This is a genomic window from Rhizobium sp. 18065 (assembly GCF_902706095.1).
Lineage (GTDB): Bacteria > Pseudomonadota > Alphaproteobacteria > Rhizobiales > Rhizobiaceae > Allorhizobium.
Genome location: NZ_CACSJP010000016.1, coordinates 15,945 through 41,467, shown reverse-complemented (window position 1 = coordinate 41,467; position 25,523 = coordinate 15,945). Strand labels below are relative to the sequence as shown.

Genomic DNA, 25,523 nt, shown 5'->3' with positions numbered 1-25,523 from the left:
ACATAAAGACTTCTTTATATGATGTTTCAAACATCATCAAAGGGACCGACCATGGCAAACCTTTCCAATCCGCTCTCCGATCTGCTGGCCGAAAAAGGCGTGCTGCTCGCCGATGGCGCGACCGGCACCAACCTGTTCGCCCAGGGGCTTGAGGCCGGTGAAGCGCCGGAACTGTGGAACGAGGCGCAGCCGGAAAAGATCGTCAAGCTGCATCAGGACTTCGTCGATGCCGGCGCCGATATCATCCTGACCAATTCCTTCGGCGGCACCCGCCACCGGCTGAAGCTGCATCATGCCCAGGACCGCGTGCACGAACTGAACAGGAAAGCCGCCGAGATCGCCCGCGCCGTCGCCGACAAGGCACCGCGCAAGGTGATCGTGGCTGGCTCCGTCGGCCCGACCGGCGAATTGCTGGTCCCGCTCGGCGCGATGACCTATGACGAAGCGGTCGCCGCCTTTGTCGAGCAGATGGAAGGCCTGAAGGCCGGCGGCGCCGACGTCGCCTGGATCGAGACCATGTCGTCGCCGGAAGAAATCCGCGCCGCAGCCGAAGCCGCCGTCAAGGTCGGCCTGCCCTATACATTCACCGGTTCCTTCGACACCGCCGGCAAGACGATGATGGGCCTTGATCCCAAGGACATCCATGGCGTTGCCGGCGACATCGGCGCAGGTCCTCTCGCCGTTGGTGCCAATTGCGGTGTCGGCGCCTCCGACATCCTGGCCAGCCTGCTCGACATGACAGCCGCCAATCCGGACGCGACCGTCATCGTCAAGGGCAATTGCGGCATCCCGGAATTCCGCGGTACCGAGATCTTCTATTCCGGCACCCCGCCGCTGATGGCCGACTATGCCCGTCTCGCCCGTGATTCCGGCGCCCGGATCATTGGCGGCTGCTGCGGCACGTCCTGCGGCCACCTGGCCGCCATGCGCGCCGCCATTGACGACTACACGCCTGGCCCGCGCCCGACCCTCGAGGTCATCGTCGAGCGCATCGGCCCGCTGCGCAACAAGACGGCGACCGAATCGAGCAGCCAGGAAAGCGGCCGCCGCAACCGTCGTCGCGGCTAGAGCAATTCCAGCAAAAGTGGGAACCGGTTTTGCGTCCGGAATTGCGTAAAAACAAAGAGATAGAGCATTGAAGGCGACTCCGTTTTCGCCGGCAATGCTCTAGGCTGATCGCCAGACTGAAGACATACGCAAACGGCGGCTCTCGGGTCGCCGTTTTTCATTTGCCGGAAGCGAATTTTCGGCCGGAACCGCAACCATGCGATCCACGCCGTCTGTGCTGCAAAACCACAGACCAGTTTCAGGCAATCTTGATGTGGTGTAGCTTGCCCTAATGGACGCGGCCTTGGAAGGCTGCAAAACCTGTGTTGTGCCTTGTAAGGGAGTATCCGCCATGTCCGTCTTTCCGGATCGTCAGACCGTCGCCGACAAGTTGTCGTCCCTGCAGGATCAGGACCAGTCTTTCCTGCGTCTGCTGTTCGAAAACGTAGCCCAGGATGACGCCCTGTTTGCCGGCCTGCATCTCTATCTCGACCGAGCCTCCGAGGCGAAGTTCCTGAATTCGCTCAAGCTGGAGCGTTGCGGCGAGTGGATCGGCAACAATGCCCCGGCCCGCCTTCAGATCCGCCTGATGGAGGCTGCCAAGTCGAGCCAGCATCCGGCCTTTGCCGCTTTCCGCAAGGGCCTGCAGGCCTCCGGCGGCCTGGAACGTGCCTATCCCACGGCGGCCGTCTGAAAGCGTTCAGTTAGGTAAGGGAATGCTGACCGAGATGATCGGCCCGACCGGAAACAGCCGGTCGCGTCGATTGCTCTCGGCGATGAAGGCGCTTGAAATCGTTCCGTCGAGATAAAGCGCATTGGCGCAGCCGAGCCGGTCACGAAACAGCCTGGCGAAGTCGTAGAAGCGTACCGGCCCCTTCGAGATCACCATGTGCACCTGCCCCTCGGCATCGACACCGATGCCGTTGCGCACCTTGAGGCTGTCGCTGTCGGCAAGGAAACGCGGATGCAGCTTGCCGTCGATCACCAGCATCGGCCCTGACTGCGTGGCGAAATCCGCCTTGATGCCCTGCGCAATGTAAGCCCTGGTTTCCATTACCATTGGCTTACCGTCCCGAACGGCAAAAACCCCGTTCGGCAGCAGATGAAAATTGCCCCATCCGCCGCCGGTCACTGCCGATTTCAGTGTCTTGCCATGCTCGACGAACAGGCCGACCGGCGAGCGATCGTCGTGATACATGCCGCCGTTCATCGCAAACAGCAGCACGCGGCGCTCGGCCCAGAGTTGTCGCCTGAGGGAATCGAATCCGCCGTAGGTCCGCCCGTCGGGATCGGCCAGGTGGGTCCGGATCGCAACTTCACCCGGATTGAACCGGCAGGCGGTGTAACGCGTGCCGTTTTCGTCGATCTCCCCACAATTGGCCATGACTGTGCCGGATGTCACAGCGAGCACCAGATAAGTCAGACAAATCAATCGTCCCAACAGCAAGATGAACTGCCTTTGATTACCGCAAGGCCCTGCTGTGCAGGCCTTTTCCGCAGTTGTTAACAAATCCTGCGCTGCGTTTACCATTGGTTAACCATGCGCGCCAATGATCCTCGTCACGCAGCATGTAGACGGCTGCTTTACCAGAGCGATGACTTGGCTCGGACCCTTATTTTAAAAGGAAAAGATTATGCCAGTTGTAACATTTGCCAATACCAAGGGCGGCGCCGGCAAGACCACGGCAGCCCTCATGCTTGCATGCGAACTCGTTTCCCGCGGCAACCGCGTCACCATTCTCGATGCCGATCCGCGCGGCTGGATGAGCCGCTGGCACGCCAAGGGCGCAACGGGTGCGCTGCTCTCCGTCGTGCCGGTGACGGACGAGACGATTGAATCCTCAACCCTGAAGGCAAAGAAGCGCGGCGGCTACATCCTCATCGACCTGCCCTCGTCCCATGATGCGTTGCTCGCCCGCGCCGTCGGACTGGCGGACCATGTCATCATCCCGGTGCAGGGCTGCGCCATGGATGCCCAGGGCGGCGCCGAAGTCCTCGATCTGCTGGCCGAACTCGACAGTAAATGCGACGTAAAGATCCCCCATTCCGTCGTCCTGACCCGCGTCAACGCTGCCGTGACCACGCGCGCATTGCAAGCCGCCAAGGATTTTCTCAGGGAGAAAGACATCGGCACCCTGACGACCGCCATTGCCGAACGCGCTGCCTACCGCGACATCTTCGATCGGGGTGGCCTGCTGCACAATCTCGACATGCTGGACGTCTCCAACCTGCCCAGGGCGCTCGAAAATGCCGCCCGTCTAGCCGATGAAGTTCTCTCGCTCATGCCACAGCGCGCCGCCCGTCCTGCCGTGCGCAAGGCTGCTGCACCGAAGGCCGTTGCCAAGGCTCCGCTCAAGAAGGCAGCCTGATCTGGTCTATTCCGGGGCTGGCCCGAGCGCTTGCATGTGAAAACGCAACTGCGGCCCCGGATACCGGAACGCCTGCCCGACCGGACAGGCATTACGCGCCAGGCAGCCTTTCTGCATGCACCCCGCCTGCACCGCCTCGGTCGCCAGATGCGCCCGGCAGGACCGCACATCAAAGCCTTCAACGCTGATCGCATTCACCGGACACTGGCCAAGGCATGGCTTGTCTGAACAGTGATCGCAGGAATGCACGGTGTCACGCGTGTTGACCGGTGCATCCAGTGGATGTGAGAATCCGAGTGCGCCGCGATAGCTGTGCCAGAGACCGAATTGCGGATGCATCAGGATGCCGAGCGGCGAAGCCTGCAGGCCTTCGGCCTGCTTTGCCCATGACTGAAACGGCTGATAGGGCGGATCCGAGGGGAAATACGCTGTGGCGCCAAAGATTTGCGCCGTCGCGGTCAGGATGGACTTTGACCAGGCATCCAGCGGATGCGGGCCACCTTGATCGGACTGCGTCGCGCGCCACCGACTGAAAGCCGGCCAGAGCGAGCCGCCGATCGGCCCGACCAGCGCGACGGCGCGTGCGGTCGAACCATCGCCCAGCGTCGGCCGTGGACCTGACGCGTCAAGATCCACGACACCGCGGATAAACAGTCCATGCGCTGCCAGGGCGTCCGACAGACGTGCCAGAATGGCCGAAGGGCCGCTCATCGCGGCCCCTCGAATTTGTAGTGAGGACGCCAGACTTCTGCCTGGATCATGTCCGCCACCCTGTCCGCTCCGCCTTGCTCCCTGGCTGCGGGAACCTTTCAGGTGAAGGCGTCGGGCATCGAATCCTTGCGTTCGGCGATATAGGCCAGCAGCGCTTCGTCGAGTGCCGGATCAAGCGGCGGCGCCTCATAGCTCTCGAGCCACGAACGGCAAAGCGCGTTGGCACGCTGTTCGATGCGTTTTTCGCCTTCGATTTCCCACTGTTCGTACGAGTTGTTGTCCATCAGCGCCGAGCGGTAGAAGGCGGTCTGGAAATTGGCCTGCGTATGGGCGCAGCCGAGATAGTGGCTGCCTGGGCCGACTTCGCGGATCGCATCCATCGCCTGACCGCTTTCCGACGTGTCGACGCCCTGCGCCATCTTCTGCATCATGCCGAGCTGGTCCTGGTCGATCATGAATTTCTCGTAGGACGAGACGAGCCCGCCTTCGAGCCAGCCGGCCGCATGCAGCACGAAGTTCGTGCCTGCAAGCAGCGTCGTGTTCAGCGTATTGGCCGATTCGTGTGCGGCCTGCGCATCGGGAACCTTCGATCCGCACAGCGAACCACCGGTACGGAACGGCAGGCCGAGACGGCGTGCCAACTGGGCCGCACCATAGGAGACCAGCGACGGTTCCGGCGTGCCGAAGGTCGGCGCGCCTGACTGCATCGAGATAGAGGCAGCAAACGTACCGAACAGCACCGGCGCACCCTTGCGGATCAGCTGCGTGAAGGCGGCACCAGCCAGAACTTCGGCCAGGATCTGGGTCAGCGTGCCGACGACGGTAACCGGGCTCATCGCACCCGACAGGATGAATGGCGATACGACGCAGGCCTGGTTATGCCGTGCATAGACCTTCAGCGCACCGACCATGGTTTCGTCGAACACCATCGGCGAATTGGCATTGATCAGGTTGAGCGTGACGCAATTGTTCTCGACGAAATCGTCGCCGAACACCAGCTTCGCCATGGCGATCGTGTCTTCGGCGCGTTCCGGCGCGGTCACCGAGCCCATGAACGGCTTATCGGAATACTTGATATGGCTGTAGATCATATCCAGATGGCGCTTGTTGACCGGCACATCGACTGGCTCACAGACCGTGCCGCCCGAAGAATGGATCGACGGCGCCATATAGGCGAGCTTCACGAAATTGCGGAAATCCTCGATCGTCGCATAACGACGCACGCCTTCGAGGTCGCGCACGAAGGGAGGGCCGTAGACCGGCGCAAACACGGTCGCATTGCCGCCGATGCGCACATTGCGTTCCGGATTGCGCGCATGCCAGGTGAATTCCGACGGCGCCGTTTTCAGGATTTCGCGGCACAAGCCCTTGGGGAAATGCACCCGTTCGCCGCGCACATCGGCGCCGGCCTGCTTCCACAGTTCCAGCGCTTCCGGGTCTTCGCGGAATTCGATGCCGATTTCTTCAAGCACGATGTCGGCATTGCGCTCGATCAGCAGCAGAGCCTCTTCGTTGAGCACTTCATAGACCGGAATCTGGCGCTCGATATACGAAAGCGACGCGCCCGGGCCCCCACCCGTCCGCGAGGCGCGCCTGGCGGCAGCGCCCCGGCCTTCTCCGCGCACGCGCCGACCGGCGCCCGATTGTGCTGTGCTATCGTCCATCTGTGTTTCCTCGTCCTTCGCGCATTCCGCGCTGCTTCCTCACCTGTATGCTATTCGCATTTCCATGGGAAACATTCCTTATTGCGCCAACCAATGGCACGTTGCGGACATGCCTTGTCCATTCCCGTCGCTTTTCACCGAAGCGGCGTCGCTTTCGAAAAGAGTTTTTCACGAACTTGAGGTTTAACTGCAACTCAGGCAGTCTCGATTTGAACTGTCATCGACAGTGCCAAAAAACAGCGAGCGGGAAACATCCAATGTCAGACGACGAAATCATTCTCGAAGACCTGTCCGACGAAGAGCTTGTGCAGCAGATGCACGACGATCTCTATGACGGCATGAAGGAAGAAATCGAGGAAGCGACGAACATTCTGATCGCGCGTGGCTGGGTTCCATACGACGTGCTGACCCAGGCGCTGGTCGAAGGCATGCGCATCGTCGGCATCGATTTCCGCGACGGCATTCTTTTCGTTCCGGAAGTCCTTCTGTCCGCCAATGCGATGAAAGCCGGCATGACGATCCTGCGCCCGCTGCTCGCCGCCACCGGCGCGCCGAAGCAGGGCAAGATGGTCATCGGCACCGTAAAGGGCGACATCCACGACATCGGCAAGAACCTCGTCGGCATGATGATGGAAGGCGCCGGCTTCGACGTCATCGACCTCGGCATCAACAACCCGGTCGAAAACTACCTGGAAGCCCTGGAGCGCGAACAGCCGGATATTCTCGGCATGTCGGCGTTGTTGACCACCACCATGCCTTACATGAAGGTCGTCATCGACACGATGAAGGAAAAGGGCATTCGCGATGACTATGTCGTGCTTGTCGGTGGTGCGCCGCTGAATGAGGAATTCGGCAAGGCTGTCGGCGCCGATGCCTATTGTCGCGATGCGGCCGTGGCCGTTGAAACGGCGAAGGAATTTGTCGCACGCAAGCACAACAGCCTCGCTGCTCGCGCCTGAGCCGAAACTTTACCACAAGGCGATGCCGGCATTAATGGCCGGCATCGGTCAAAAGCGACATCTGGACGCCGTGGTCCGGACGGTCTGCACCGGACATCGAATTCATCGCCACATGTCCAGTCGAGTACAGGACCGCGACCAGCATGTAGATGGCGCTTGCCTTTGCAACCGATGTAAGTGTCATTGCCCCTCTCCTTCTTGGCAAAGCTTAGTGGGCGCAGGCGACACCTGTATGTCGCCCGCGCCAAAGAAATTAGTTCGCGGCGCTTTCGACGCTCTGGCCGGCGGCCTGGGTCGCGTTCACCGTGTTGGCGGCGTCCTTGCCGACACCGCGGATCGTGTTGCCGCAGGCGCTGAGCGCGAATACGGTGAGAATGAGAGCTGCGCCGGTGGTCAGTTTTTTCGCCATCATGAGTGTTTAATCCTTCTGAAATTCGACGAGGAACGATTTGCGATGGAACAACGCGCGAAAAGCGAAAAGGTTCACGTGATTGCGTGCGGCGCGATCGCCCGGGAAATTCTCGCGATAAAGGCGGCGAATCGGCTGGATTATCTGACCCTGGAATGTCTGCCGGCGATCTGGCACGTCTATCCCGGCAAGATAGCGCCGGCGCTTCGCGAAAAGATCGCTGAAGCCCGCGCCAATGGCCATGAGAAGATCTTCATCGGCTATGCCGAATGCGGCACCCAGGGCGAGATCGACAAGATCTGCGCCGAAGAGGGCATCGAGCGCATTTCCGGTCCTCACTGTTACGCCTTCTTCTCCGGCACGGAAAAATTCCTCGCCGAATGCGAAACCGAATTCACCGCCTTCTACCTGACAGATTTGATCACCCGCCAGTTCGAGGCCTTCGTCATCGAACCGCTGAAGCTCGACCGCCATCCGGAACTGCGCGACATGGTGTTCGGCAATTACACCAAGATCGTCTATCTCGCCCAGACCGAAGACAAGACCTTGCAGGAAAAGGCGAAATGGGCTGCCGACTACCTGAAGCTCGACTACGAATACCGCTTCACCGGCTATGGCGATCTCGATCGCGAACTCACGCTTGCGGCACGACCGGCAGTCTCCGCAGAGCCACCGGTCGTTGTCTCAGGTCTCTAGGTCGCACGCTTCCTCAGTTTACCGAATTCGCCACGCTGCGCCCGGCATCCTGCGTCGCGTCGACCACATTGCCCATGTCGCGACCAACGCCGCGGATCGTATTGCCGCAAGCCGAAAGCGCCACCAGCGCCAGTCCCAGAACAGTCAGTCGCATCAAGCCGTTACATGTCAAAGCCGACATTTTCATCTCTCCGATGGAACAAATCACCCACCAGTTGGTGACAAAGCTCTTGGGAAAAATCAAGGCTGACCTCGGTATGGCTGCAAATGTAACCCTGCCTTTACCATCCACCCAATATTGGTCCGCGCCCATGCCCGGTCTTGGCCGGCCTTAATTGTCCTGCAAGCAATCGCTGTCAGCCTGTCTCCCAGGTCAACAAAAAACAATGAAGCGAGATCATGACCGACAGGGTGGACACGCATAAAACCGGCTTTGCCGGCACGACGGCTGCAGTTGCAACGCATCCCGAAAACCTCTCCGACCTTCTGGCGCGGCTCGCCCGCTCCCGCGATGGCAAGGTGACAATCCGCGACATCGCCATTGCCCTGCAGGATCGCTCCTTCGGCGCCTTCCTGCTGGTTTTTGCCCTTCCCAATCTCGTGCCGCTTCCGCCGGGCGCCACTTTCGTGCTCGGCCTGCCGCTGGTCTTTATCGCCTGGCAGATGTTTGCCTCCGCGCAGGGCCGCGTCTATTTCCCCCGCCGCATCGGTGACTACGGCGTCGAGGCAGGCACCTTCCAGCTCGTCGTCGATCGTCTCGTTCCCTGGCTGCGCAAGGCGGAAAAGCTCGTCGTGCCGCGTTTCTGGTTCCTCGAAAGCCGCGCCGCCGAGCGTGTCATCGGATTTCTCGCGCTGGTTCTGGCGGTCGTGATTTTCCTCCCCATCCCGCTCGGCAACTGGCCGCCCGCCGTAGCGCTCGCCATCATCGGCTTCACCCATTCCCAGCGCGATGGCGTCGGCGTCACGCTCGGCTGCCTGCTCGGTGTCGCCTCCCTGCTGGTCGCCGGCTTTGTCGTCTACACGGCCTGCGCCGTGCTGATGCTCGTCGTCTGATCGGGAGCCGGCCGTGACCGAAACCGCGACCAAGCCCGCCGCAGCCCCGGTCGTGGTCATGACCGCCGGCGGGCTCAATCCGACCTTGGTTATCCGGGCGCTTTGCACCCGCAATGCCGACGTGCGCGTGCTCATCGAGCAGTCACAGAGCAAGGCCGAAATCACCCGACGCCGCGCCCGCCGTGTTGGCTGGTTTGCCGCCATCGGCCAGCTCGGCACCATGGTTGCTGCAAGACTCATGAGGAATTTAGCCAATAAACGAATTGCGCAAATACTGACGGACCACAATCTTGACGGCAGAATGCCAGTGGACGTACCCGTTCATCGTGTCGCCTCGATCAACGACACGGAGACCCGCGCCCTGATCGCGCAGATCCGCCCCGCCGTCATCCTGCTCGTATCGACCCGGCTGATGTCGCGGCAACAGCTCGCAGCCATGCCCTGCCCTGTCTTGAACCTTCATGCTGGCCTCAATCCGGCCTATCGTGGCCAGATGGGCGGCTACTGGTCGTTGCGCAACAATGACGCGGAAAACTTCGGCGCAACAGTGCATCTCGTCGATGCCGGAACCGACACCGGCGGCACGCTCTACCAGGTCCGCGCCACGCCTGCACCCGGCGATTTCATCTCCACCTATCCGCTGGTCCTGACGGTCGCCGCGCTCGACGTCACCTGCCGCGCCGTCGCCGATGCGCTGGCCGAAAACTTGCAGCCTCACCCTGCGCAGGGCCCGTCCGCCTTGCACTTTCCACCCACGCTCTGGTCGTGGATATTCCACGGCATCACCCGGCGAATCTGGTAAATCCCGATTGCGTCGTTTTTTGCTGTCTGCGACGTCGTGAAGAGCGCAGTCTGGCACCCTGACGCCGTGCATTCTGCGGAGATAAAGGGGAGTGAGTGGCATGGCAGACAAGATCATCGTATTTTGGCGCGATATTCCGGCCCAGGTGATCATCAAGCAGGGGCGCAAGGCCGCCAAGCGCGAGCTTTCCCTGCGCTTTACCGAGGCGATCGACATGTGCGCGATGCGCACCGGCGCGGCCGAAACCGACGACTATCTCGCCGAATGGCGCAAGGCCGACCCGATCCCTGTCGGCGATGATCTCGAAGCCGAGGCGGACAAGGCCACGGCCGAAATCGAAGCCGCATACGACAAGGCCCGCCTCGTCGCGCTGGTTCATGCCGGAGGCCGCGACAATGGCTGACGCCAATCCGGCTCCCGTGACCACCATAGCCAAGGGCAATGCCGCCCCGGCGAAGAAAGCCGCCACCGGCGCCTACACCCCCGCCGGCGTCTCGCCGAACCGTCGCGCCCGCCGCTCCTACACCATCCGTCTCTGGGCCGTGCGCCATTCGCGCTTCCTCGAATGGTTCTACAACCGATTTGCGGATACGTTCCTGCTGCTACATCCGCTGTGGAAAGCCATCGGCTATAGCCGCGTGGAGCGCCCGATCACCTTCGTCGAACGCAACGTCAAGGGCCTGCTGTTCGACTGTCGCATGTGCGGCCAGTGCGCGCTGTCGTCGACCGGCATGTCCTGCCCGATGAACTGTCCCAAGCAGTTGCGCAATGGTCCCTGCGGTGGTGTGCGGGCCAATGGCAACTGCGAAGTCGAACCCGACATGCCCTGCGTCTGGGTCCAGGCGTGGAACGGCTCACGCAACATGGCGAAAGGTGATGCAATCCTGAATGTGCAGAAACCGGTCAACCAGTCGCTGCGCGAAACCTCGTCCTGGCTGCGGGTGACAGCCGAAGCGGCGGCCCGGCGCGACGCCGCTGGCTCGAAAAATGCTGGCAAGGAAGCCTGATCCATGGCCCATATCGATGAAAACCCGCTCGGCCCGCATCTCCCGCTCGATCCGCTGCCCGGCCATTCGTCGCTCGGACGTCTCGAACGCGTCCTGCGTCGCGGCGAATTTGCCGTCACCGCCGAACTGAACCCGCCCGACAGCGCCGATCCGCAGGATGTCTATGAGCGCGCCAAGGTGTTTGACGGTTGGGTCGACGGCATCAACGCGGTCGACGCCTCCGGTGCCAATTGCCACATGTCGTCGGTCGGAATCTGCGCGCTTTTGACCCGCATGGGCTACGCGCCGATCATGCAGATCGCCTGCCGCGACAAGAACCGCATCGCCATCCAGGGCGACGTGCTGGGCGCTGCCGCCATGGGCGTCGCCAACATCATGTGCCTGACCGGCGACGGCGTGCAGGCCGGCGACCAGCCGGGCGCCAAACCGGTCTTCGACCTCGACTGCATGTCGCTCTTGGAAACCGTGCGCACCATGCGCGACGAGGCGAAATTCCTCTCCGGCCGCAAGTTGACGACGCCGCCAAAGGTCTTCCTCGGCGCCGCCATCAACCCGTTTGCGCCGCCCTATGACTTTCGTCCCTACCGGCTCGGCAAGAAGATCGAGGCCGGCGCCCAGTTCGTCCAGAGCCAGTATTGCTTCGACGTGCCGATGTTCCGCGACTACATGAAAAAGGTCCGCGATCTCGGCCACCACGAAAACTGCTACATCCTGGTCGGCGTCGGCCCGCTCGCCTCTGCCAAGACCGCCAAGTGGATCCGCTCCAATGTTCCGGGCATCCATATTCCCGATTCGATCATTGCCCGTTTGGAAGGGGCACAGGATCAGAAGAAGGAAGGCAAGCAGCTCTGCATCGACATCATCAACGAGGTGAAGGAGATCGAGGGCGTCTCCGGCGTGCATGTCATGGCTTACCGCCAGGAGGAATATGTCGCCGAGATCGTCCATGAATCCGGTATCCTGAAGGGCCGCCAGCCGTGGAAGCGGGAAACCGGGCACAGCGATGCCATGGTCGCCGAACGCCTGCACGAAATCGGCACGGAGCCCGTCCAGGATCAGCAGGCGCTGGTCGACAAGGCCGCCCACCTGCCGCACTGACAAGCAGAATTCGGGCGGAGATCATCCACCCGCATCAGACACCTTGCATCCATCGGCCGTCTGGCAAACAGTGCCAAGAGGCCACACCGGAGATCCACATGACCCGTACCATCGTCGCGTCTGCCACCAGGGAAATCATCATCGGCTTCGATCAGCCGTTCTGCGTCATCGGTGAGCGCATCAATCCGACCGGCCGCAAGAAGCTCGCCGCCGAGATGATCGAGGGCAATTTCGACACCGTCATCAAGGACGCGCTCGAACAGGTCGCCGCCGGCGCCACCATGCTCGACGTCAATGCCGGCGTCACCTCGGTCAATCCCAACGAGACCGAACCGGCCCTTCTGGTCAGGACCATGGAAATCGTCCAGGGCCTCGTCGATGTGCCGCTGTCGATCGACAGTTCCGTCACGGCCGCCATCGAGGCAGCGCTGAAGATCGCCAAAGGCCGTCCTCTGGTCAATTCGGTGACCGGCGAGGAAGAAAAGCTCGAAGCCATTCTGCCGCTCTGCGCCAAGTACGATGTTCCGGTCGTTGCCATTTCCAACGACGAGACCGGCATTTCCATGGATCCGGACGTGCGTTTCGCCGTCGCCAAGAAGATCGTCGAACGCGCCATGGACTACGGCATCAAGCCGCATGACATCGTCGTCGATCCGCTCGTCATGCCGATCGGCGCACTCGGTGATGCCGGCCGCCAGGTCTTCCAGCTGCTCTACCGCCTGCGCAACGAACTCAAGGTCAACACCACCTGCGGCCTGTCGAACATCTCCTTCGGCCTGCCGCATCGCCACGGCATCAATGCCGGCTTTATCCCGATGGTCATCGGCGCCGGCATGACATCCGCCATCATGAACCCCTGCCGCCCGCAGGAAATGGAGGCCGTGCGTGCCGCAAACGTCTTGAACGGCACCGACCCGAACTGCGGCAACTGGATCATGACCTACCGCGACCACAAGCCGTCCGAAGCCGGTGCCGCTCCGTCCACATCGCCCCCCGGCGCCTCCTCGGGTCGTCGTGGCGGTCGTGCCAGCCGTGTCGGTGCGGGTGCTGCGACGGAGTGAGTATATTATAGCTCACCCCCTCATCCGCCTGCCAGCACCTTCTCCCCGCAGGCGGGGAGAAGAGACAATCGGCACCGCGGCCAATCCCCTCGCCCCGTTTAAGGGGAGAGGGTTAGGGTGAGGGGCAAGGCGGTCCACTCGACAACGGCAAAAATACCGCTTAGGCACGCCCCTTGCTTCCAAGCCTCTCAGGAATTGCATTGCTCATGACCGAAATTGACCCCCTCGTCCTCTTCATGCCGTCCGGCAAGCGCGGTCGTTTTGCCGTCGGCACGCCGGTACTTGATGCCGCGCGCCAGCTCGGTGTCTATGTCGAGAGCGTCTGCGGTGGCCGTGCCACCTGCGGGCGTTGCCAGATCGAGGTCCAGGAAGGCCATTTCGCCAAGCATGGCATCACCTCGTCCAATGATCACATTTCCCCGGTCGGACCGAAGGAAAAGCGCTATGGCGAAGTGCGCACGCTGCCGGAAGGTCGGCGCCTTTCCTGTTCCGCCACCATCCAGGGCGATCTTGTCGTCGATGTGCCGCAGGATGCCGTGGTCAATGCCCAGGTCGTGCGCAAGGCCGCCAGCGACCGGGTGATCGAGCGTAATCCGGCCGTGCATCTCTGCTATGTCGAGGTCGACGAGCCCGACATGCACAAGCCGCTGGGCGATCTCGACCGGATGAAGGTCATGCTGGAAAATGACTGGGGCTACACCGACCTGCAGGTCGAGCCCTATCTCTATCCGGAGATCCAGAAGATCCTGCGCAAGGGCAACTGGACGGTGACGGCCGCCATCCACCGCGACAGCCCGACCTCGCGCCCAACCATCGTCGCCCTCTGGCCCGGCCTGCACAACGAAGCCTATGGCATTGCCTGCGACATCGGCTCGACGACGATCGCCATGCATCTCGTCTCGCTGCTGTCCGGCCGCATCGTCGCCTCTTCCGGCGCTTCCAATCCGCAGATCCGCTTCGGCGAAGACCTGATGAGCCGCGTCTCGTATGTGATGATGAACCCGGACGGCCGTGAAGCGATGACAAAGGCTGTGCGCCAGGCGGTCTCAGATCTCGTCGACCGGGTCTGCAGCGAAGGTGGCATCGCCCGCAGCGACATTCTCGATAGCGTCTTTGTCGCCAATCCGATCATGCATCACCTGTTTCTCGGCATCGACCCGACCGAGCTCGGCCAGGCGCCCTTTGCGCTCGCCGTCTCCGGCGCGGTTACCTGCCCGGCCGACGACATCGAACTGGGCCTCAATCCCGGCGCCCGCACCTATCTGCTGCCCTGCATCGCCGGCCATGTCGGTGCCGACGCTGCCGGTGCCACGCTTGCCGAAGGTCCACACCGTCAGGACAAGATGATGCTGATGGTCGATGTCGGCACCAATGCCGAAATCGTCCTTGGTAACCGCGAGCGCACCGTTGCCGCGTCCTCGCCGACCGGCCCGGCCTTCGAAGGTGCGGAAATCTCCTGCGGCCAGCGCGCCGCCCCCGGCGCCATCGAGCGCGTGCGCATCGATGCGACGACGCTGGAGCCACGTTTCAAGGTCATCGGCGTCGAACAATGGTCGGACGAGGACGGCTTCACTGAGGCGGCGGAAAAGACCGGCATCACCGGCATCTGCGGCTCGGCGATCATCGAGGTCGTCGCCGAAATGTACCTGTCCGGCGTCATTTCCGCCGATGGCGTCGTCGATGGCTCGATGGCCGAGAAAAGCCCGCGCATCCTCGCCAACGGCCGCACATTCTCCTATCTGCTGCATGAGGGTGCGCAGAAGATCACGGTGACGCAGAACGACGTGCGCGCCATCCAGCTCGCCAAGGCAGCGCTTTACGCCGGCATCAAGCTGCTGATGGAAAAGCTGGAAATCCAGACCGTCGACACCATCCGATTCGCCGGCGCCTTCGGCTCGTTCATCGACCCGAAATACGCCATGGTCCTTGGCCTGATCCCCGATTGCGACCTCGCCGAAGTCAAAGCCGTCGGCAACGCCGCCGGCACCGGCGCGCTAATGGCGCTTCTCAACCGTGGCCATCGCCGCGAGATCGAGGAAACCGTCACCCGGATCGAAAAGATCGAAACCGCACTCGAGCCGCATTTCCAGCAGCTGTTCATCGACGCCATGGCCCTGCCCAACAAGGTCGATCCCTTCCCCAAGCTCTCGGCCGTGGTCACGTTGCCGGAGCGCAAGGTCCCGTCGGACGGCGATGGCGAAGGTGGCGGTCGCAGACGCCGCAGAAGCCGCGAGTAAGTTAGGCAGTCGCCCCTCAGTCGAGAATCGTCGCCGATTTTTCCACCATCGCGCCGAGCTTCTCCGCCGAGGCGCCGCGAATCGGGCCGAAATACATCGTCTTCAGGTCGCCATAACCGACAAAGGCCAGGATCTGCCGTTTCAGCACCTTGACCCAGCCATTGCCGTAGAACCACCGGAGCACGAACCAAGGCGTATCCGAGGTGATCACCACACGCGCCTTTCTCCCTTTGAGCAGGGCTTTCGGCAGTGCCTTGCCGTCGATATATGCAAAGGCAAATCCCGGCATCAGCAACCGGTCGAACAGGCCCTTCAGCTTGCCCGGCGCCGAGCCCCACCACAACGGTTGCACCAGCACCAGCCGGTCGCTCCACACCAGCGTCTCGGCCAGTGCCGCCAGATCGGGTTCCCAGTCCATCCGCTGGTGATAGCCCTCCGCCAGATTGGCGTCGAAGCTGAGGTCGCACAAGTGCACCAGCCTCACCTCCGTGCCCTGTGTCCGTGCCGCCTCGGCGATGCGCTCGGCCATCTGCCGGCACAGCGTCGCCTTGCCCGGATTGCCGTTCAGTACCAGCAAACGTGCCGGAGTTTCGGATGCGCGAAGGAAGGACATTGAAAATCTCCATAAAAATGACCGCGGTCATTTTATATCAACCCAAATTGACCGCGGTCAACAATTAACGCAAAGAATATCTGCATACGGATGCACGGGCAGGAAAACCACGCTATGAAACTCAGCCAGGAACGCAGCCGCCAGACCCGCGAACAGATCCTCGCCGCCGCACGCGCCCTGTTCGCCGTCCAGGGCTTCGAGCAGACCAGCATCGATCAGGTGGCCGCCGGCGCAAAGGTTGCCAAGGCCAGCGTCTTTGCCCATTTCGGTGACAAGACCAATCTGCTCGCCGCCCTCGGGCTGGTCGAGATCGAGGCGATCTTCGAGCGCAGCCGGCGCCTGGCGTCGGCCCCGATGACCGAACCGCTCGACACAACGATCCACCGGCTGCTCTCGCCCTGGCTTGACTATTTCGGTGCGGATCCTGCCTTTGCCCGCCTTTATCTCTCTCAGTCAGGGCTTGGCGCCGGCCCCTTCACCGAGCGTTTCCTCTCCATCTGTCACGAGCTGGAAGGTCTGACTGCCACCCTCATCCGTGCCGCCCTGCCGGCGTGCGACGACGCCCGCGCCACCATGCTCAGCCGCGGCATCCAGGCGCTGCTGCACGAGGTCATGGTCTATCGCCTGTCCGGCTGGACCCCGGACGCCGCCGCCGCAAGGGCGATGCTCGAGGATTTCCTCACGGTCTGGATTGCCGGTGCCAGCGCCCGTGCCAGTGCCAGTGCCAATGCAAGCGCCAGTGCAAGCGCTGATGCCGGTGGCAGCGCGTCACCGGCCTGAAAGCGCGACGAAACGCGGATCGCGGACGAAACGCCGCGCGGCCTGCGCCAACACCTCGGGTTCGAAACCGGAAAACCCGATCACCAGCCCGCGCTTGTCCGTAGGCCCCGCATGAAGCGACGACAGCGCCCTCACCCCGAACCCGGAATCTGCGGCGATCTCCACCAGCGCCCCGTCATCGACCCCGGCCGGCAGATGTGCGACCAGATGCAGCCCCTGTTCGGGCGGCTCCACATCAAGTCCGGCCTCATCAAAGACCGTCATCAACGCATCGCGCGCCGCGCGCACCCGCCGCCTTGCCCGTTTGACATGGGCGGAAAAATGCCCGTCGCGCAGGAATTCCGCCAGCGCATCCTCGGCCAGCGTCGAGGGAAAGCGGTCGGTCAGCTGCCGCACCTCGAGCACCCGGTCGCGCATCGCCCATGGCACGACGAGGTAGCCGATGCGAAAGCCGGGCAGAAGCGTCTTGGAAAACGTGCCGACATAGATCACCCGCCCCTCGCCGTCGATGCCCTGCAGCGCACTCAGCGGCGGCCCGGAAAAGCGGAACTCGCTGTCGTAATCGTCCTCGATGATATAGGCGCCCGCCTGCTGCGCCCAGTCGATCAGTTGCAGCCGCCGCGCCATCGATAGCGTCACGCCGAGCGGATACTGGTGCGACGGCGTCACGTAGACGGCCCGTGCATGCGGTGCCAGCCGCGCCCCGGCGGCAACGTCCAGCCCCTCGCCATCGACCGGCACAGGCACGATGTGCATTCCGCTTGCGGCAAAGGCGTTGCGCGCCATCACATAGCAGGGGTCCTCGATCCAGACCGGATCACCGGCTTTCAGCAGCGCACGGAGGGCAAGATCGAGCGCCTGCTGCGTGCCGGAGGTCATGATCACCTGCTCGGGATCGCAATTCACCCCCCGCGCCGCTTTCAGATAAGCAGCGATCTCGACCCTCAGTGCATGGCTGCCGGCCGGATCGTTGTAGTGGAAATGCCGGGCCGACGGTTTGGCCAGGTGCCGGTTCATCAGCATGCGGAAGATCCGCAGCGTCGTCGCATCCGCGGTCGAGCAGCCGAGCGTGCCGGGCAGCGGCGCCACCGCGTCCGGTGCATTGCGAAGCGGCGGGCGGCCTTCCCGTGCAAGGTTCGGCACGACTGCTGCCACAAAGGTTCCGGCACCAACCCTTGCCTCGGCAAATCCGTCGGCCGCCAGCATTTCATAGGCCGCGACCGCAGCGCCGCGCGAGATGCCGAACCGCGCGGCGATATCGCGCGTCGTCGGTAGTTTGTCGCCGGGGCAAAGCCGGCCATCCTCGATCTGATCGCGCAGCGCGCGGTAAAGCGCCTGCCGTCGCGGTCCGGACGCCGGCAACAAGGGTCTTGCGGCAGACCAGTCGGAATTGGTTCGTTCTTTCTTGGTCATATTGGATCTTTGATGGACCAATTGGCAGATCTATCCCTGCACCACCGCCGATGCAATGACAAGTGCGGCCGGAAACCTTCTCGTTGGAGACACACATGGACAAGATGGCAGGACAGACGACATTCCCGGTCACCCCACGCAACCGCGCAAAGCGGCTGCACGAACGCGCGGCCTATGATCACGAAGCCGTCTACGCCATCCTCGACAGCAGTTTTCTCTGTCATGTCTCCTATGTCATCGACGGCCAGCCCTATTGCACCCCGACCATCCACTGGCGGGAAGGCGACTGGCTCTATTGGCACGGCTCGTCGGCCAGCCGCATGCTGAAGAGCCAGAGAGAGGGCGTGCGCGTCTGCGTCACCGTTGCGCATCTCGATGGCCTGGTGCTCGCCCGCTCCGGTTTCAACCATTCGGCCAACTACCGCTCAGCCATGTGCTTCGGCACGGCGGCCATCATCGACGATCCGCAGGACAAGGCCCGCGCGCTGGCCACCGTCGTTGATCGCTTCTATCCGGGCCGCAGCACCGAGCTGCGGGAAAACCACGGCCAGGAGATCAAGGCCACCATGGTGATCGGCATGCGCATCGAGGAGGCATCGGCGAAAACCCGCGCCAAGGGCGTCGGCGACGACGAGGAAGACATGACGACCCCGCTTTGGGCAGGCGTCATTCCGGTGCGCACGGTGATCGGTCCGGCAGAAATCTGCCCGCATGTGCCGCCAGGCGTCGACGAGCCGGATTATCTGCAGATCTATAGCGAAGGCCGGACGTTGGACGACGCCCTGCGTCAGGCGCAGTCGGCCTACGAGGAAACCCTATAGGCCATCGGTGGCTGCGGCCGCTTGGTCCACATCGGCCTCAAGCAGCCGTGCCTTCTGAGCGTCGGAAAACGCATGCGACTTGCGTGTCGCCTGATCGAAATGCACGACGACCGTTTCGGCAGACGCGCAGCAGACGCCGTTCTGGAATACCGCCTGCTGCATCGTCACCGACGAGCGACCAACCTTGACGATTCGTGTGCCGATATCGACCGTGCCCGGCCACAGGATCTCGGCCAGATAGTTGATCTCCAGCTTGGCCACCACGAAGGAAAAGCCGTCCTCCAGCAGCGGCTCGTCCGAGGCATAGATCATCTCGACGCGGCCGGTTTCCAGGAAGGTCGCAAACACCGCATTGTTGACATGCCCCTGGCGATCCGTGTCGCCATAGCGCAGCTTGTCGTAGCTGCGACACGGGAAATCGTCGAGGCGAGGCAGTTGATTCATGATGTCTCCGACAGGCTGCGAAGGTTCGCTGGTCAGGCCGCGATCCCGATCATCTCGGCAAATGCATAGCGCACGCTGTCGGCCACCGCCCGGATCGTGTCGCTGGTTTCCTTGCCGGTCAGCAATCGCACGTCGAAGGATCCAAGATCCGGCAATCCGTGCTTGGAACCGAGAGCCGTCATGTCGGCTGTCAGATAGCTGCGCGGCAGCGGTGCCACGGCCAGGTCGGCAATCACGGCCGCGCGTTGCGCCATCGTATGCGCCGACAGATAGGCAATGCGGTAGGGCCGCTTGTCCTTGTCGAGCCGCGCCAGCGCGTCCGCCCGCCAGCAGCAGCCGTCTTCCCAGATCGACACCGGCAAAGGATTGCGCATATGCGCCGTGCCGCACTTCGCCCCGGCCCATACCAGCTGCTCCTGATGGATCACCTCGCCCTCGTGCACAACGGCGCCCGGCGCGCAATTGATCAGCGTCAGGTCCAGCCGCTGTTCCTGCAGCCGCCGGCGCAGCGCCCCGGACGTGTCGACGGTCAGGTCAACCATGATAGCCGGGTAATGTTCGGCAAAACGTCTGAGGATCGTCGGCATGAAACGTTCGCCGATATCGTCGGGTGCGCCGAGCCTGACCACGCCCTTCATCTCCGGCATGCGAAAGCGCCCGACCGCCTCGTTCGACAGCGCCAGGATACGCCGCGCATAGGGAAGCAGCACCTCCCCACCTTCCGTCAGCGTCACCGATCGTGCATCGCGCAGGAACAGCGCCACGCTCAACTGCTCCTCCAGCTTCTTGATCTGCATCGACACTGCCGACGGCGTGCGGAAAACCCTGTCGGCGGCCGTGGTGAAGCTGCCGGTTTCGGCAATCGCCACAAATGTTCTGAGCACGTCATTGTCGAGCAATGGCAACGGCTGGCGCAACATCAGGGTCATGACTTCACCTTCAAGAAAATTGAACTTGAAGACGATATCATTGCGTTTGATTGAATGTCAATTGCGTCGCATTCTGTCCCCATGAGCCGCAAAGAGGACAGAACAATGCTGATTGGATCCCTGCTTGCCCATTGGATGACCCGCTGGCTGGACCACCAGCGCCGACGCCGTAACAGCCGGCACCGCAGAGACGCCCATGCTGCAGCCTTGCGCCAGATCGCCCGACTGCCGGACTATCTGCGCCGCGACATTGCGTTTCCGAACAATGCGCCAACATCACAGAAACAAATGAATGCCATCAAAAACATTCGATTGATTGATGAGTTGGATGGGCGGATAACCAGCCTGCCCATTGGGCCTGACCGAAAAGGATAAATGCCATGACACTGGTTCATTTCGATACCCCGATTGCGCGCTCCTTGCGTGGTGCTCCGGCGGCGAACCGCCCGTCGCACCTTTCGGCCCACCTTATCGTCAAGGCCATCGCGGCGATCAATAACTGGCGCAAGCGCCGCCAGGAGCAGAGGGCGCTGGAATCCCTTCCCCTCGATGTGCGCAAGGACCTCGGCTGGCCTGCCGGCGACATGCGTCGCTGACGGCCTTCGTTTCGCAACGGCTTGCGACGTGATCGTTCGGTCATGTCGCAAACCGGCAGAAAAGCCAATCTCCGATTGTGTCTCGATCGCCTCGACAAAGTAATTTCTTTTCAAAGACCTGCTAAACTGACGATTGTTATCGCCTGTACATTTTCGTCGCAGGATGGAAACAGGAAAGAAATGTCGCTTTTTAGCGGTCGTGAATAGTTTCCCGCCGCTGAATTCCATGTCAATGTCGCAGTGAGAACATCCCAGAATGCATTTCCGGTCGAGCATGCCGGAAAACAAGGGAACTGGACATCACCATGAGCAAGCAGCAAACCAAGAAGCGATCACTCACCTTCTTTCTCGTTCCGCATTTCACCTTGCTGCCCTTCGCAGGCGCGATTGAAACGCTGCGCATCGCCAACCGCATGCTCGGCTACGCGGCCTATGAATGGCGCCTCGCCTCGGTCGATGGCCAGAAAGTTCACTCGTCCTCCGGCATCGGCATCGAGGTCAATTCGTCGCTGGCCGACGAGCGCCGCTTTCTCGGGGGCGAGAACCGCCCGAACATGGCGATCGTCTGTTCCGGCATCTATGTCGAGGAATTCAACAACAAGTCGGTCAATGCCTGGCTGCGGGAGGCTTATAACCGCAACGTCGCCATCGGTTCGCTCTGTACGGGCGCCCATGTGCTGGCACAGGCAGGCCTGCTGAATGGCAAGCGCTGCGCCATCCACTGGGAAAACCTGCCCGGGTTCTCCGAAACCTTCCCCCAGGCAGAAGTCTATGCCGACCTCTACGAAGTCGACGGCAATCTCTACACCTGCGCCGGCGGCACAGCCTCGCTTGACATGATGTTGAACCTGATTGGCCAGGATTTCGGCGAGGGCCTTGTCAACCGCGTCTGCGAGCAGCACCTGACCGACCGCGTCCGCTCCGCCCATGATCGTCAGCGGCTGCCGCTCAGGGCGCGCCTCGGCGTGCAGAACTCCAAGGTGCTGCAGATCATCGAACTGATGGAAAGTAATCTGTCGGAGCCGCTGTCCCTGCTCGAGATTGCCGACGATGCCGGCCTGTCGCGGCGCCAGATCGAGCGCCTGTTTAGACAAGAGATGGGCCGCTCACCGGCCCGCTACTATCTCGAGATCCGTCTGGATCGCGCCCGCCATCTGCTCGTCCAGTCGTCGATGCCGGTGGTCGAAGTGGCCGTTGCCTGCGGATTCGTCTCCGCTTCGCACTTTTCCAAGTGTTATCGCGAACTCTACAACCGCTCGCCCCAGCAGGAGCGCGCCGAACGCAAGCTGACCATGTCGAGCAATCGCACCGGCATCGTGGTCTGAGGAAAAGGCGAAATGGCCCTCTTCGCTCCCCCACCTGGAGCAGCGGAGGGCCAGCTATTTGCGGGATCATACCTGCGTCGATGGCGGACGATCCAGTTCAGGGATAGAGGTAGTACCGGTCCCAATCCTCATGGGCGATGCGTGCCCCGGGCTTCATCTCGAACGCCGTGATCGACAGATGATCCGCACTGGTCGTGCAGGCGTAAGCCAGGCGGTACCACTCGCCGTCACGGCGGAATACCGCGCCATTCGCTTCAATATGAACATCGGTGTGTTTCGGGCGCGAGAAGGTATAGGAAATCACCTTGTCGGCTTTCAGCCGGTCCATGCCTTCCAGATCACATCGCTGTTCAAGCTGGTCGGACGGATCGAGCTTCTCGATCTGGTTCGCAGTGCTCTTGTCGATCGCCTGTGCGACCATTGGGACCATGAGGACGCAGACAAAGCCTGCAATGGCAGTGTTGGATGTCTTTGGCATGCGGACGTCACTAGCACTTGAAAAAGTCGGAATAAAGCCGGAGATCGTTTCCAGCTGCTGCTGTGTCGTCTGCAGCTCCGCCAGAAAACCTCGAAACCATCGATCTTGCGCAGCCCAAAACCCTTGGACGGCAGGACGTCAGTGCCCATCAGGCGCAACATCGTCTGGTGCTATCCCGCTGACCACTTTTTTCCGGTGGAAAATGAACAGGCCGGCAAGCACGATCACCGCCGATCCGACCAGGACCTGCGTGTCCGGCAGATCGCCGAAGAACAGATAGCCCAGGATGATCGCCCACAGCAGCAGGCTGTATTGCAGCGGCGCGAGCAGGGAAGCCGGCGCCAGCTTCAGCGACCGGGTGATCATCATATGCGCGCTGGCCGCAACAATCCCGAGCGCCAGCATCGCCGCGAGGTCGAGGCCGGACATCGGGTTCCAGCTGCCGATGCTGAGCACCGCGCCGGCGACAAGCGCTGCGACCGTCTGCCAGGTAACCAGCGTCACATCGCTGGTCTGACGCAGCCGCCGGCTGAGGATCAGCGTCAGCGCAAACGACAGGCTGCCGATCAGGCCGAAGACCGCCGGCCATGACAGCATCGCCGACGACGGCCGCAGCGCGATGATCACCCCGATGAAACCGATGACAACCGCAAGCCAGCGACGCCAGCCGATGGTCTCGCCAAGGAAGAAATGCGACAGCGCCGCGACATAGATCGGGCCGGCCATGTAGAAGGTCATCACATCGGCCAGCGGTAGATAGGCAACCGCAGCGTAGAACAGCGCCACATCCGCGGTCGTCAGCACCACGCGCAGGATTTGCAGCGACGGCCGTTCGAGCCGGAACAGCCCGTCGCTTCCTTGTTTCGCGATCATCGGCGTGAGCATCACGAAGGATCCGAGCGAGCGCATCACCAGAACCTGGCCGACGGAAAAGCTCGCGACCAGCCACTTGCCCATGGCATCATTCAGCGAAAAAAGGAAGTCGCCGAAAAGCATCAGCACAACGCCGACCAGCACCGCATTGCCGGCCGTCCCGGCGGCGCGCAGGTTCATGATGTTTCCTCCAAGTCAGGCCGTTATGCTCGGCCGTTTTCCGCTTCTGCCGCGTTTGCAACGCGCAGCCTTAACACGTTCCGCTGCGCCATGGCCGGATCGAATTAGCCATACAGGCTGATGAAGAACCGGATCGACACGAAGATCAGGAACAGCCCGAACCCGACTTCCAGCTGCCGCTTGCTCATCTGGTGCGCCAGTTTTGCCCCATAGGGCGTGACCAGCATGGCGATCGGAAAGACCAGCGCGAATGCCACCCAGTTGACATAGCCGGTCGAAAATACCGGAAGGTCCGCCCTGCCCCAGCCGGCCCAGACATAACCGACCAGCGCCGGGATCGAGATCAGCACGCCGACGCCGGAAGATGTCGCCACCGCCTGGTGGATCGGCCGGCCGAACAGCGTCATGAACGTATTGTTGAGCACGCCGCCGCCAATGCCCATCAGGCCCGAGATCAGCCCGATCACGCCACCGGTCAGGAAGCGCCCCGGTTCGCCCGGCAGTTCCGTGCCGAGATGGAAGCGGTTGCTGAGAAACAGCATGCGCGCCGCCAGAACCAGCCCGATCACCGCAAAGATCAGCCGCAGCATTTCGCTCGACGCATAGGCGGCCACCACGGTTGCCAGAAGCGCGCCAAGCGGCACGGCGAGGATCCAGCTCCTGAGCAGGTCGACATCGACAGCGCCGCGCGTCTGATGCGCCTTGAACGATCGGATCGAGGTCGGCACGATCAGCGCGGTCGAGGTCCCGACCGCCAGATGCATGATCACTTCCGGCGCGATCCCGGCCCAGCCGAACACCTGATAGAACACCGGCACCAGCACCGCACCGCCGCCAATGCCGAATACGCCGGCCAGCAGGCCCGCCACGCCGCCGGCGACCAGCAGGAGTGCGGCAAACATCAACAGTTCCGATAGTGGTGGCATGGTCCCTCGGCACGTTCGGCGGGTCCCGATCAACCGGCCTTCTCACTCGGACCCCGGTCTAGGCGCCGGACAACCCGACCGCAAGGTCGCAGCCGGCCGATCCGGTACGCAGCATCACCGCTGTTCGGAGTGTCAGCCCTTCGGACAATTGCGCTTGTCGAGATAGAGCGAGCAATCGACCGCCGGCTTGCTGTCCATGCCGCCGCCCGTGCCGTCGCCCATGCCTGTCGTGCCACTGTCTACGGCAAGCGGCAGAATGCCATCCTCGGCGCCGGCCGCGTATTCGCCGCCAATCTCCGCAACAGGCATCTCCGCCACGACCGGCTGTGGCTGCCCGGCATTCACCGAGGTCGGATTGTCAAAACCGATACCGTCGACCACCGGCTGGCTGGTCGTGCCCTCGGCAATCGCCATGGCACCACCAGACGTGACGATCTGCGGCTGCACGCCCTCGATCTGCTGTGGGCTGGCCCCCTCGCTCTCGGCTGAGGCGATGCCGAGTTCGGCATCCATGCTCACTCCGCCCTCGGGAATGATCAGGCTGCCCTGGCCGGCCGCATCGCTGTCCATGCTGGCCAAGGTTGCCGCCGCCGCCATGCCTGTCGATGCATGCGCCTGCATCTGTTGCTGATCGTCCGACTGAAAATTGCTGCCAGCCAGATTGGGTGTGTCGAGATAGTCGATGCCCGCACTGCCGCCATTGCCGTTGCTGGTCGGTGCGGCATAGGCGATCGGCTCCTCGTAGCCTCCGCGCCGCTGCGCCATGTCCACGTCGCGAACCCTGCCCTCCAGCACCCGTTCGCCGCGCATACCCTTCGGCACGCCTGAAACTTCGACCGGCGGAAGCCGCTCGTTGACGGAACAGGCACCCAGCATGACCACAGCGCTGAGTACCAAGGCCATACGGGAATGGGCCAAACGGGTTTGGGCCACGCACATCTGGGAGAAGGAAGACGCCATACCAGGTTCCACTCTCAATGCGGCCGACATCGGACAGCCGACGCCAGACCATTGCGAGACAGGATAGAAGCC

The 25,523-nt window shown here is 62.3% G+C and carries 31 protein-coding genes; 17 read left to right on the top strand and 14 right to left on the bottom strand.

Features of this window, described 5'->3' with window-relative positions; all coding sequences use genetic code 11:
* The first annotated feature begins 51 nt into the window (after nucleotides 1-51).
* On the top strand, nucleotides 52-1,068 hold the full coding sequence (gene bmt / locus GVK95_RS23635) for a betaine--homocysteine S-methyltransferase (RefSeq protein WP_159953137.1): 1,017 nt from the start codon (nucleotides 52-54) through the stop codon (nucleotides 1,066-1,068).
* A 331-nt stretch (nucleotides 1,069-1,399) separates the two neighbouring features.
* Complete coding sequence (locus tag GVK95_RS23630; RefSeq protein ID WP_159953136.1) at nucleotides 1,400-1,741, top strand: hypothetical protein; 342 nt, start codon at nucleotides 1,400-1,402, stop codon at nucleotides 1,739-1,741.
* Nucleotides 1,742-1,747: 6 nt separating this feature from the next.
* On the opposite strand, the gene GVK95_RS23625 is transcribed toward GVK95_RS23630, so the two are convergent.
* On the bottom strand, nucleotides 1,748-2,494 hold the full coding sequence (locus GVK95_RS23625) for a phosphodiester glycosidase family protein (protein ID WP_159953135.1): 747 nt from the start codon (nucleotides 2,492-2,494) through the stop codon (nucleotides 1,748-1,750).
* A gap of 187 nt (nucleotides 2,495-2,681) precedes the next feature.
* Here GVK95_RS23625 and GVK95_RS23620 point away from each other — a divergent pair, with 187 nt between their 5' ends.
* The gene (locus GVK95_RS23620; protein ID WP_159953134.1) at nucleotides 2,682-3,416 is read left to right on the top strand and encodes a ParA family protein; all 735 of its coding nucleotides are present in this window, start codon (nucleotides 2,682-2,684) and stop codon (nucleotides 3,414-3,416) included.
* A gap of 6 nt (nucleotides 3,417-3,422) precedes the next feature.
* Here the strand turns inward: GVK95_RS23620 and GVK95_RS23615 are convergent, their stop codons facing one another.
* The gene (locus GVK95_RS23615; protein ID WP_159953133.1) at nucleotides 3,423-4,127 is read right to left on the bottom strand and encodes a ferredoxin; all 705 of its coding nucleotides are present in this window, start codon (nucleotides 4,125-4,127) and stop codon (nucleotides 3,423-3,425) included.
* Nucleotides 4,128-4,225: 98 nt separating this feature from the next.
* Entirely contained in the window at nucleotides 4,226-5,791 is a 1,566-nt protein-coding gene (locus GVK95_RS23610; protein WP_113143501.1) for a trimethylamine methyltransferase family protein, read from the bottom strand.
* A 257-nt stretch (nucleotides 5,792-6,048) separates the two neighbouring features.
* Here GVK95_RS23610 and GVK95_RS23605 point away from each other — a divergent pair, with 257 nt between their 5' ends.
* Nucleotides 6,049-6,750 carry a B12-binding domain-containing protein gene (locus GVK95_RS23605; protein ID WP_159953132.1) on the top strand — a complete coding sequence of 234 codons (702 nt, stop codon included), beginning with the start codon at nucleotides 6,049-6,051 and terminating at the stop codon, nucleotides 6,748-6,750.
* 31 nt (nucleotides 6,751-6,781) lie between these two features.
* On the opposite strand, the gene GVK95_RS23600 is transcribed toward GVK95_RS23605, so the two are convergent.
* Nucleotides 6,782-6,934, bottom strand: a complete 153-nt coding sequence (locus tag GVK95_RS23600) for a hypothetical protein (protein WP_159953131.1) — start codon at nucleotides 6,932-6,934, stop codon at nucleotides 6,782-6,784.
* Nucleotides 6,935-7,003: 69 nt separating this feature from the next.
* Nucleotides 7,004-7,162 carry an entericidin gene (locus GVK95_RS23595; RefSeq protein WP_159953130.1) on the bottom strand — a complete coding sequence of 53 codons (159 nt, stop codon included), beginning with the start codon at nucleotides 7,160-7,162 and terminating at the stop codon, nucleotides 7,004-7,006.
* A 42-nt stretch (nucleotides 7,163-7,204) separates the two neighbouring features.
* Here GVK95_RS23595 and GVK95_RS23590 point away from each other — a divergent pair, with 42 nt between their 5' ends.
* Nucleotides 7,205-7,855 carry a DUF1638 domain-containing protein gene (locus GVK95_RS23590; RefSeq protein WP_159953129.1) on the top strand — a complete coding sequence of 217 codons (651 nt, stop codon included), beginning with the start codon at nucleotides 7,205-7,207 and terminating at the stop codon, nucleotides 7,853-7,855.
* A 13-nt stretch (nucleotides 7,856-7,868) separates the two neighbouring features.
* On the opposite strand, the gene GVK95_RS23585 is transcribed toward GVK95_RS23590, so the two are convergent.
* Entirely contained in the window at nucleotides 7,869-8,009 is a 141-nt protein-coding gene (locus GVK95_RS23585; protein WP_159953178.1) for an entericidin B signal peptide protein, read from the bottom strand.
* A 245-nt stretch (nucleotides 8,010-8,254) separates the two neighbouring features.
* On the opposite strand from GVK95_RS23585, the gene GVK95_RS23580 reads away from it, so the two are divergent.
* From GVK95_RS23580 to GVK95_RS23550, 7 genes are all read left to right on the top strand, one after another.
* A complete protein-coding gene (locus GVK95_RS23580; protein WP_159953128.1) occupies nucleotides 8,255-8,908 on the top strand; it encodes an exopolysaccharide biosynthesis protein in 654 nt (217 codons plus the stop codon).
* Between the two features lie 58 nt (nucleotides 8,909-8,966).
* The gene (locus GVK95_RS23575; protein ID WP_159953177.1) at nucleotides 8,967-9,710 is read left to right on the top strand and encodes a formyl transferase; all 744 of its coding nucleotides are present in this window, start codon (nucleotides 8,967-8,969) and stop codon (nucleotides 9,708-9,710) included.
* A 100-nt stretch (nucleotides 9,711-9,810) separates the two neighbouring features.
* Nucleotides 9,811-10,113, top strand: coding sequence for a virulence factor (locus GVK95_RS23570; protein ID WP_159953127.1), 303 nt, complete (start codon nucleotides 9,811-9,813; stop codon nucleotides 10,111-10,113).
* A complete protein-coding gene (locus GVK95_RS23565) occupies nucleotides 10,106-10,717 on the top strand; it encodes a methylenetetrahydrofolate reductase C-terminal domain-containing protein (protein ID WP_159953126.1) in 612 nt (203 codons plus the stop codon). The genes GVK95_RS23570 and GVK95_RS23565 overlap by 8 nt, the downstream gene beginning before the upstream one ends.
* Before the next feature lie 3 nt (nucleotides 10,718-10,720).
* Nucleotides 10,721-11,815, top strand: a complete 1,095-nt coding sequence (locus tag GVK95_RS23560) for a methylenetetrahydrofolate reductase (protein WP_159953125.1) — start codon at nucleotides 10,721-10,723, stop codon at nucleotides 11,813-11,815.
* Nucleotides 11,816-11,913: 98 nt separating this feature from the next.
* A complete protein-coding gene (locus tag GVK95_RS23555) occupies nucleotides 11,914-12,876 on the top strand; it encodes a methyltetrahydrofolate cobalamin methyltransferase (RefSeq protein ID WP_159953124.1) in 963 nt (320 codons plus the stop codon).
* A 206-nt stretch (nucleotides 12,877-13,082) separates the two neighbouring features.
* On the top strand, nucleotides 13,083-15,113 hold the full coding sequence (locus GVK95_RS23550; protein ID WP_159953123.1) for an ASKHA domain-containing protein: 2,031 nt from the start codon (nucleotides 13,083-13,085) through the stop codon (nucleotides 15,111-15,113).
* A 16-nt stretch (nucleotides 15,114-15,129) separates the two neighbouring features.
* Here the strand turns inward: GVK95_RS23550 and GVK95_RS23545 are convergent, their stop codons facing one another.
* Nucleotides 15,130-15,726 (bottom strand): NAD(P)H-dependent oxidoreductase, encoded by a 597-nt coding sequence (locus GVK95_RS23545; RefSeq protein ID WP_159953122.1) that lies wholly within the window; start codon nucleotides 15,724-15,726, stop codon nucleotides 15,130-15,132.
* Between the two features lie 114 nt (nucleotides 15,727-15,840).
* On the opposite strand from GVK95_RS23545, the gene GVK95_RS23540 reads away from it, so the two are divergent.
* A complete protein-coding gene (locus GVK95_RS23540; protein WP_244618880.1) occupies nucleotides 15,841-16,506 on the top strand; it encodes a TetR/AcrR family transcriptional regulator in 666 nt (221 codons plus the stop codon).
* On the opposite strand, the gene GVK95_RS23535 is transcribed toward GVK95_RS23540, so the two are convergent.
* The gene (locus GVK95_RS23535) at nucleotides 16,495-17,919 is read right to left on the bottom strand and encodes a PLP-dependent aminotransferase family protein (protein WP_159953121.1); all 1,425 of its coding nucleotides are present in this window, start codon (nucleotides 17,917-17,919) and stop codon (nucleotides 16,495-16,497) included. The two genes, GVK95_RS23540 and GVK95_RS23535, sit on opposite strands and share 12 nt — an antisense overlap.
* Nucleotides 17,920-18,014: 95 nt before the next feature.
* Here GVK95_RS23535 and GVK95_RS23530 point away from each other — a divergent pair, with 95 nt between their 5' ends.
* Nucleotides 18,015-18,740 (top strand): pyridoxamine 5'-phosphate oxidase family protein, encoded by a 726-nt coding sequence (locus tag GVK95_RS23530; RefSeq protein WP_159953120.1) that lies wholly within the window; start codon nucleotides 18,015-18,017, stop codon nucleotides 18,738-18,740.
* On the opposite strand, the gene GVK95_RS23525 is transcribed toward GVK95_RS23530, so the two are convergent.
* Together GVK95_RS23525 and GVK95_RS23520 are read right to left on the bottom strand one after the other, a co-directional pair.
* Nucleotides 18,735-19,184, bottom strand: a complete 450-nt coding sequence (locus tag GVK95_RS23525) for a thioesterase family protein (protein ID WP_159953119.1) — start codon at nucleotides 19,182-19,184, stop codon at nucleotides 18,735-18,737. The genes GVK95_RS23530 and GVK95_RS23525 overlap by 6 nt on opposite strands.
* A gap of 32 nt (nucleotides 19,185-19,216) precedes the next feature.
* Nucleotides 19,217-20,113, bottom strand: coding sequence for a LysR family transcriptional regulator (locus GVK95_RS23520; protein ID WP_159953118.1), 897 nt, complete (start codon nucleotides 20,111-20,113; stop codon nucleotides 19,217-19,219).
* Nucleotides 20,114-20,218: 105 nt separating this feature from the next.
* Here GVK95_RS23520 and GVK95_RS23515 point away from each other — a divergent pair, with 105 nt between their 5' ends.
* The 3 genes from GVK95_RS23515 (at nucleotide 20,219) to GVK95_RS23505 (ending at nucleotide 22,034) form a co-directional block, all read left to right on the top strand.
* Nucleotides 20,219-20,488 (top strand): hypothetical protein, encoded by a 270-nt coding sequence (locus GVK95_RS23515; RefSeq protein WP_159953117.1) that lies wholly within the window; start codon nucleotides 20,219-20,221, stop codon nucleotides 20,486-20,488.
* A gap of 5 nt (nucleotides 20,489-20,493) precedes the next feature.
* Nucleotides 20,494-20,709 (top strand): hypothetical protein, encoded by a 216-nt coding sequence (locus GVK95_RS23510; RefSeq protein WP_159953116.1) that lies wholly within the window; start codon nucleotides 20,494-20,496, stop codon nucleotides 20,707-20,709.
* Nucleotides 20,710-21,014: 305 nt separating this feature from the next.
* Entirely contained in the window at nucleotides 21,015-22,034 is a 1,020-nt protein-coding gene (locus tag GVK95_RS23505) for a helix-turn-helix domain-containing protein (protein WP_007607894.1), read from the top strand.
* A 97-nt stretch (nucleotides 22,035-22,131) separates the two neighbouring features.
* On the opposite strand, the gene GVK95_RS23500 is transcribed toward GVK95_RS23505, so the two are convergent.
* The 4 genes from GVK95_RS23500 to GVK95_RS23485 all read right to left on the bottom strand — a co-directional run bounded on the left by GVK95_RS23500 (nucleotide 22,132) and on the right by GVK95_RS23485 (nucleotide 25,451).
* Nucleotides 22,132-22,512, bottom strand: a complete 381-nt coding sequence (locus GVK95_RS23500) for a DUF930 domain-containing protein (RefSeq protein ID WP_159953115.1) — start codon at nucleotides 22,510-22,512, stop codon at nucleotides 22,132-22,134.
* A gap of 138 nt (nucleotides 22,513-22,650) precedes the next feature.
* Nucleotides 22,651-23,565 (bottom strand): DMT family transporter, encoded by a 915-nt coding sequence (locus GVK95_RS23495; RefSeq protein ID WP_159953114.1) that lies wholly within the window; start codon nucleotides 23,563-23,565, stop codon nucleotides 22,651-22,653.
* A 104-nt stretch (nucleotides 23,566-23,669) separates the two neighbouring features.
* Nucleotides 23,670-24,491 carry a sulfite exporter TauE/SafE family protein gene (locus GVK95_RS23490; protein WP_159953113.1) on the bottom strand — a complete coding sequence of 274 codons (822 nt, stop codon included), beginning with the start codon at nucleotides 24,489-24,491 and terminating at the stop codon, nucleotides 23,670-23,672.
* Nucleotides 24,492-24,623: 132 nt separating this feature from the next.
* Nucleotides 24,624-25,451, bottom strand: coding sequence for a hypothetical protein (locus tag GVK95_RS23485; protein ID WP_159953112.1), 828 nt, complete (start codon nucleotides 25,449-25,451; stop codon nucleotides 24,624-24,626).
* Nucleotides 25,452-25,523 lie beyond the last annotated feature (72 nt).

What these genes read in the sequence shown, in the direction of transcription:
- GVK95_RS23540 (WP_244618880.1), top strand. Translation starts at nt 15,841, where the DNA reads ATGAAACTCAGCCAGGAACGCAGCCGCCAGACCCGCGAACAGATCCTC.
- GVK95_RS23615 (WP_159953133.1), bottom strand. Translation starts at nt 4,127, where the DNA reads ATGAGCGGCCCTTCGGCCATTCTGGCACGTCTGTCGGACGCCCTGGCA.
- GVK95_RS23485 (WP_159953112.1), bottom strand. Translation starts at nt 25,451, where the DNA reads ATGGCGTCTTCCTTCTCCCAGATGTGCGTGGCCCAAACCCGTTTGGCC.
- GVK95_RS23585 (WP_159953178.1), bottom strand. Translation starts at nt 8,009, where the DNA reads ATGCGACTGACTGTTCTGGGACTGGCGCTGGTGGCGCTTTCGGCTTGC.
- GVK95_RS23505 (WP_007607894.1), top strand. Translation starts at nt 21,015, where the DNA reads ATGAGCAAGCAGCAAACCAAGAAGCGATCACTCACCTTCTTTCTCGTT.
- GVK95_RS23580 (WP_159953128.1), top strand. Translation starts at nt 8,255, where the DNA reads ATGACCGACAGGGTGGACACGCATAAAACCGGCTTTGCCGGCACGACG.
- GVK95_RS23555 (WP_159953124.1), top strand. Translation starts at nt 11,914, where the DNA reads ATGACCCGTACCATCGTCGCGTCTGCCACCAGGGAAATCATCATCGGC.
- GVK95_RS23630 (WP_159953136.1), top strand. Translation starts at nt 1,400, where the DNA reads ATGTCCGTCTTTCCGGATCGTCAGACCGTCGCCGACAAGTTGTCGTCC.
- GVK95_RS23565 (WP_159953126.1), top strand. Translation starts at nt 10,106, where the DNA reads ATGGCTGACGCCAATCCGGCTCCCGTGACCACCATAGCCAAGGGCAAT.
- GVK95_RS23515 (WP_159953117.1), top strand. Translation starts at nt 20,219, where the DNA reads ATGCTGATTGGATCCCTGCTTGCCCATTGGATGACCCGCTGGCTGGAC.
- GVK95_RS23600 (WP_159953131.1), bottom strand. Translation starts at nt 6,934, where the DNA reads ATGACACTTACATCGGTTGCAAAGGCAAGCGCCATCTACATGCTGGTC.
- GVK95_RS23560 (WP_159953125.1), top strand. Translation starts at nt 10,721, where the DNA reads ATGGCCCATATCGATGAAAACCCGCTCGGCCCGCATCTCCCGCTCGAT.
- GVK95_RS23545 (WP_159953122.1), bottom strand. Translation starts at nt 15,726, where the DNA reads ATGTCCTTCCTTCGCGCATCCGAAACTCCGGCACGTTTGCTGGTACTG.
- GVK95_RS23520 (WP_159953118.1), bottom strand. Translation starts at nt 20,113, where the DNA reads ATGACCCTGATGTTGCGCCAGCCGTTGCCATTGCTCGACAATGACGTG.
- bmt (WP_159953137.1), top strand. Translation starts at nt 52, where the DNA reads ATGGCAAACCTTTCCAATCCGCTCTCCGATCTGCTGGCCGAAAAAGGC.
- GVK95_RS23525 (WP_159953119.1), bottom strand. Translation starts at nt 19,184, where the DNA reads ATGAATCAACTGCCTCGCCTCGACGATTTCCCGTGTCGCAGCTACGAC.
- GVK95_RS23620 (WP_159953134.1), top strand. Translation starts at nt 2,682, where the DNA reads ATGCCAGTTGTAACATTTGCCAATACCAAGGGCGGCGCCGGCAAGACC.
- GVK95_RS23530 (WP_159953120.1), top strand. Translation starts at nt 18,015, where the DNA reads ATGGACAAGATGGCAGGACAGACGACATTCCCGGTCACCCCACGCAAC.
- GVK95_RS23535 (WP_159953121.1), bottom strand. Translation starts at nt 17,919, where the DNA reads ATGACCAAGAAAGAACGAACCAATTCCGACTGGTCTGCCGCAAGACCC.
- GVK95_RS23605 (WP_159953132.1), top strand. Translation starts at nt 6,049, where the DNA reads ATGTCAGACGACGAAATCATTCTCGAAGACCTGTCCGACGAAGAGCTT.
- GVK95_RS23510 (WP_159953116.1), top strand. Translation starts at nt 20,494, where the DNA reads ATGACACTGGTTCATTTCGATACCCCGATTGCGCGCTCCTTGCGTGGT.
- GVK95_RS23575 (WP_159953177.1), top strand. Translation starts at nt 8,967, where the DNA reads ATGACCGCCGGCGGGCTCAATCCGACCTTGGTTATCCGGGCGCTTTGC.
- GVK95_RS23490 (WP_159953113.1), bottom strand. Translation starts at nt 24,491, where the DNA reads ATGCCACCACTATCGGAACTGTTGATGTTTGCCGCACTCCTGCTGGTC.
- GVK95_RS23500 (WP_159953115.1), bottom strand. Translation starts at nt 22,512, where the DNA reads ATGCCAAAGACATCCAACACTGCCATTGCAGGCTTTGTCTGCGTCCTC.
- GVK95_RS23570 (WP_159953127.1), top strand. Translation starts at nt 9,811, where the DNA reads ATGGCAGACAAGATCATCGTATTTTGGCGCGATATTCCGGCCCAGGTG.
- GVK95_RS23590 (WP_159953129.1), top strand. Translation starts at nt 7,205, where the DNA reads ATGGAACAACGCGCGAAAAGCGAAAAGGTTCACGTGATTGCGTGCGGC.
- GVK95_RS23595 (WP_159953130.1), bottom strand. Translation starts at nt 7,162, where the DNA reads ATGATGGCGAAAAAACTGACCACCGGCGCAGCTCTCATTCTCACCGTA.
- GVK95_RS23495 (WP_159953114.1), bottom strand. Translation starts at nt 23,565, where the DNA reads ATGAACCTGCGCGCCGCCGGGACGGCCGGCAATGCGGTGCTGGTCGGC.
- GVK95_RS23550 (WP_159953123.1), top strand. Translation starts at nt 13,083, where the DNA reads ATGACCGAAATTGACCCCCTCGTCCTCTTCATGCCGTCCGGCAAGCGC.
- GVK95_RS23610 (WP_113143501.1), bottom strand. Translation starts at nt 5,791, where the DNA reads ATGGACGATAGCACAGCACAATCGGGCGCCGGTCGGCGCGTGCGCGGA.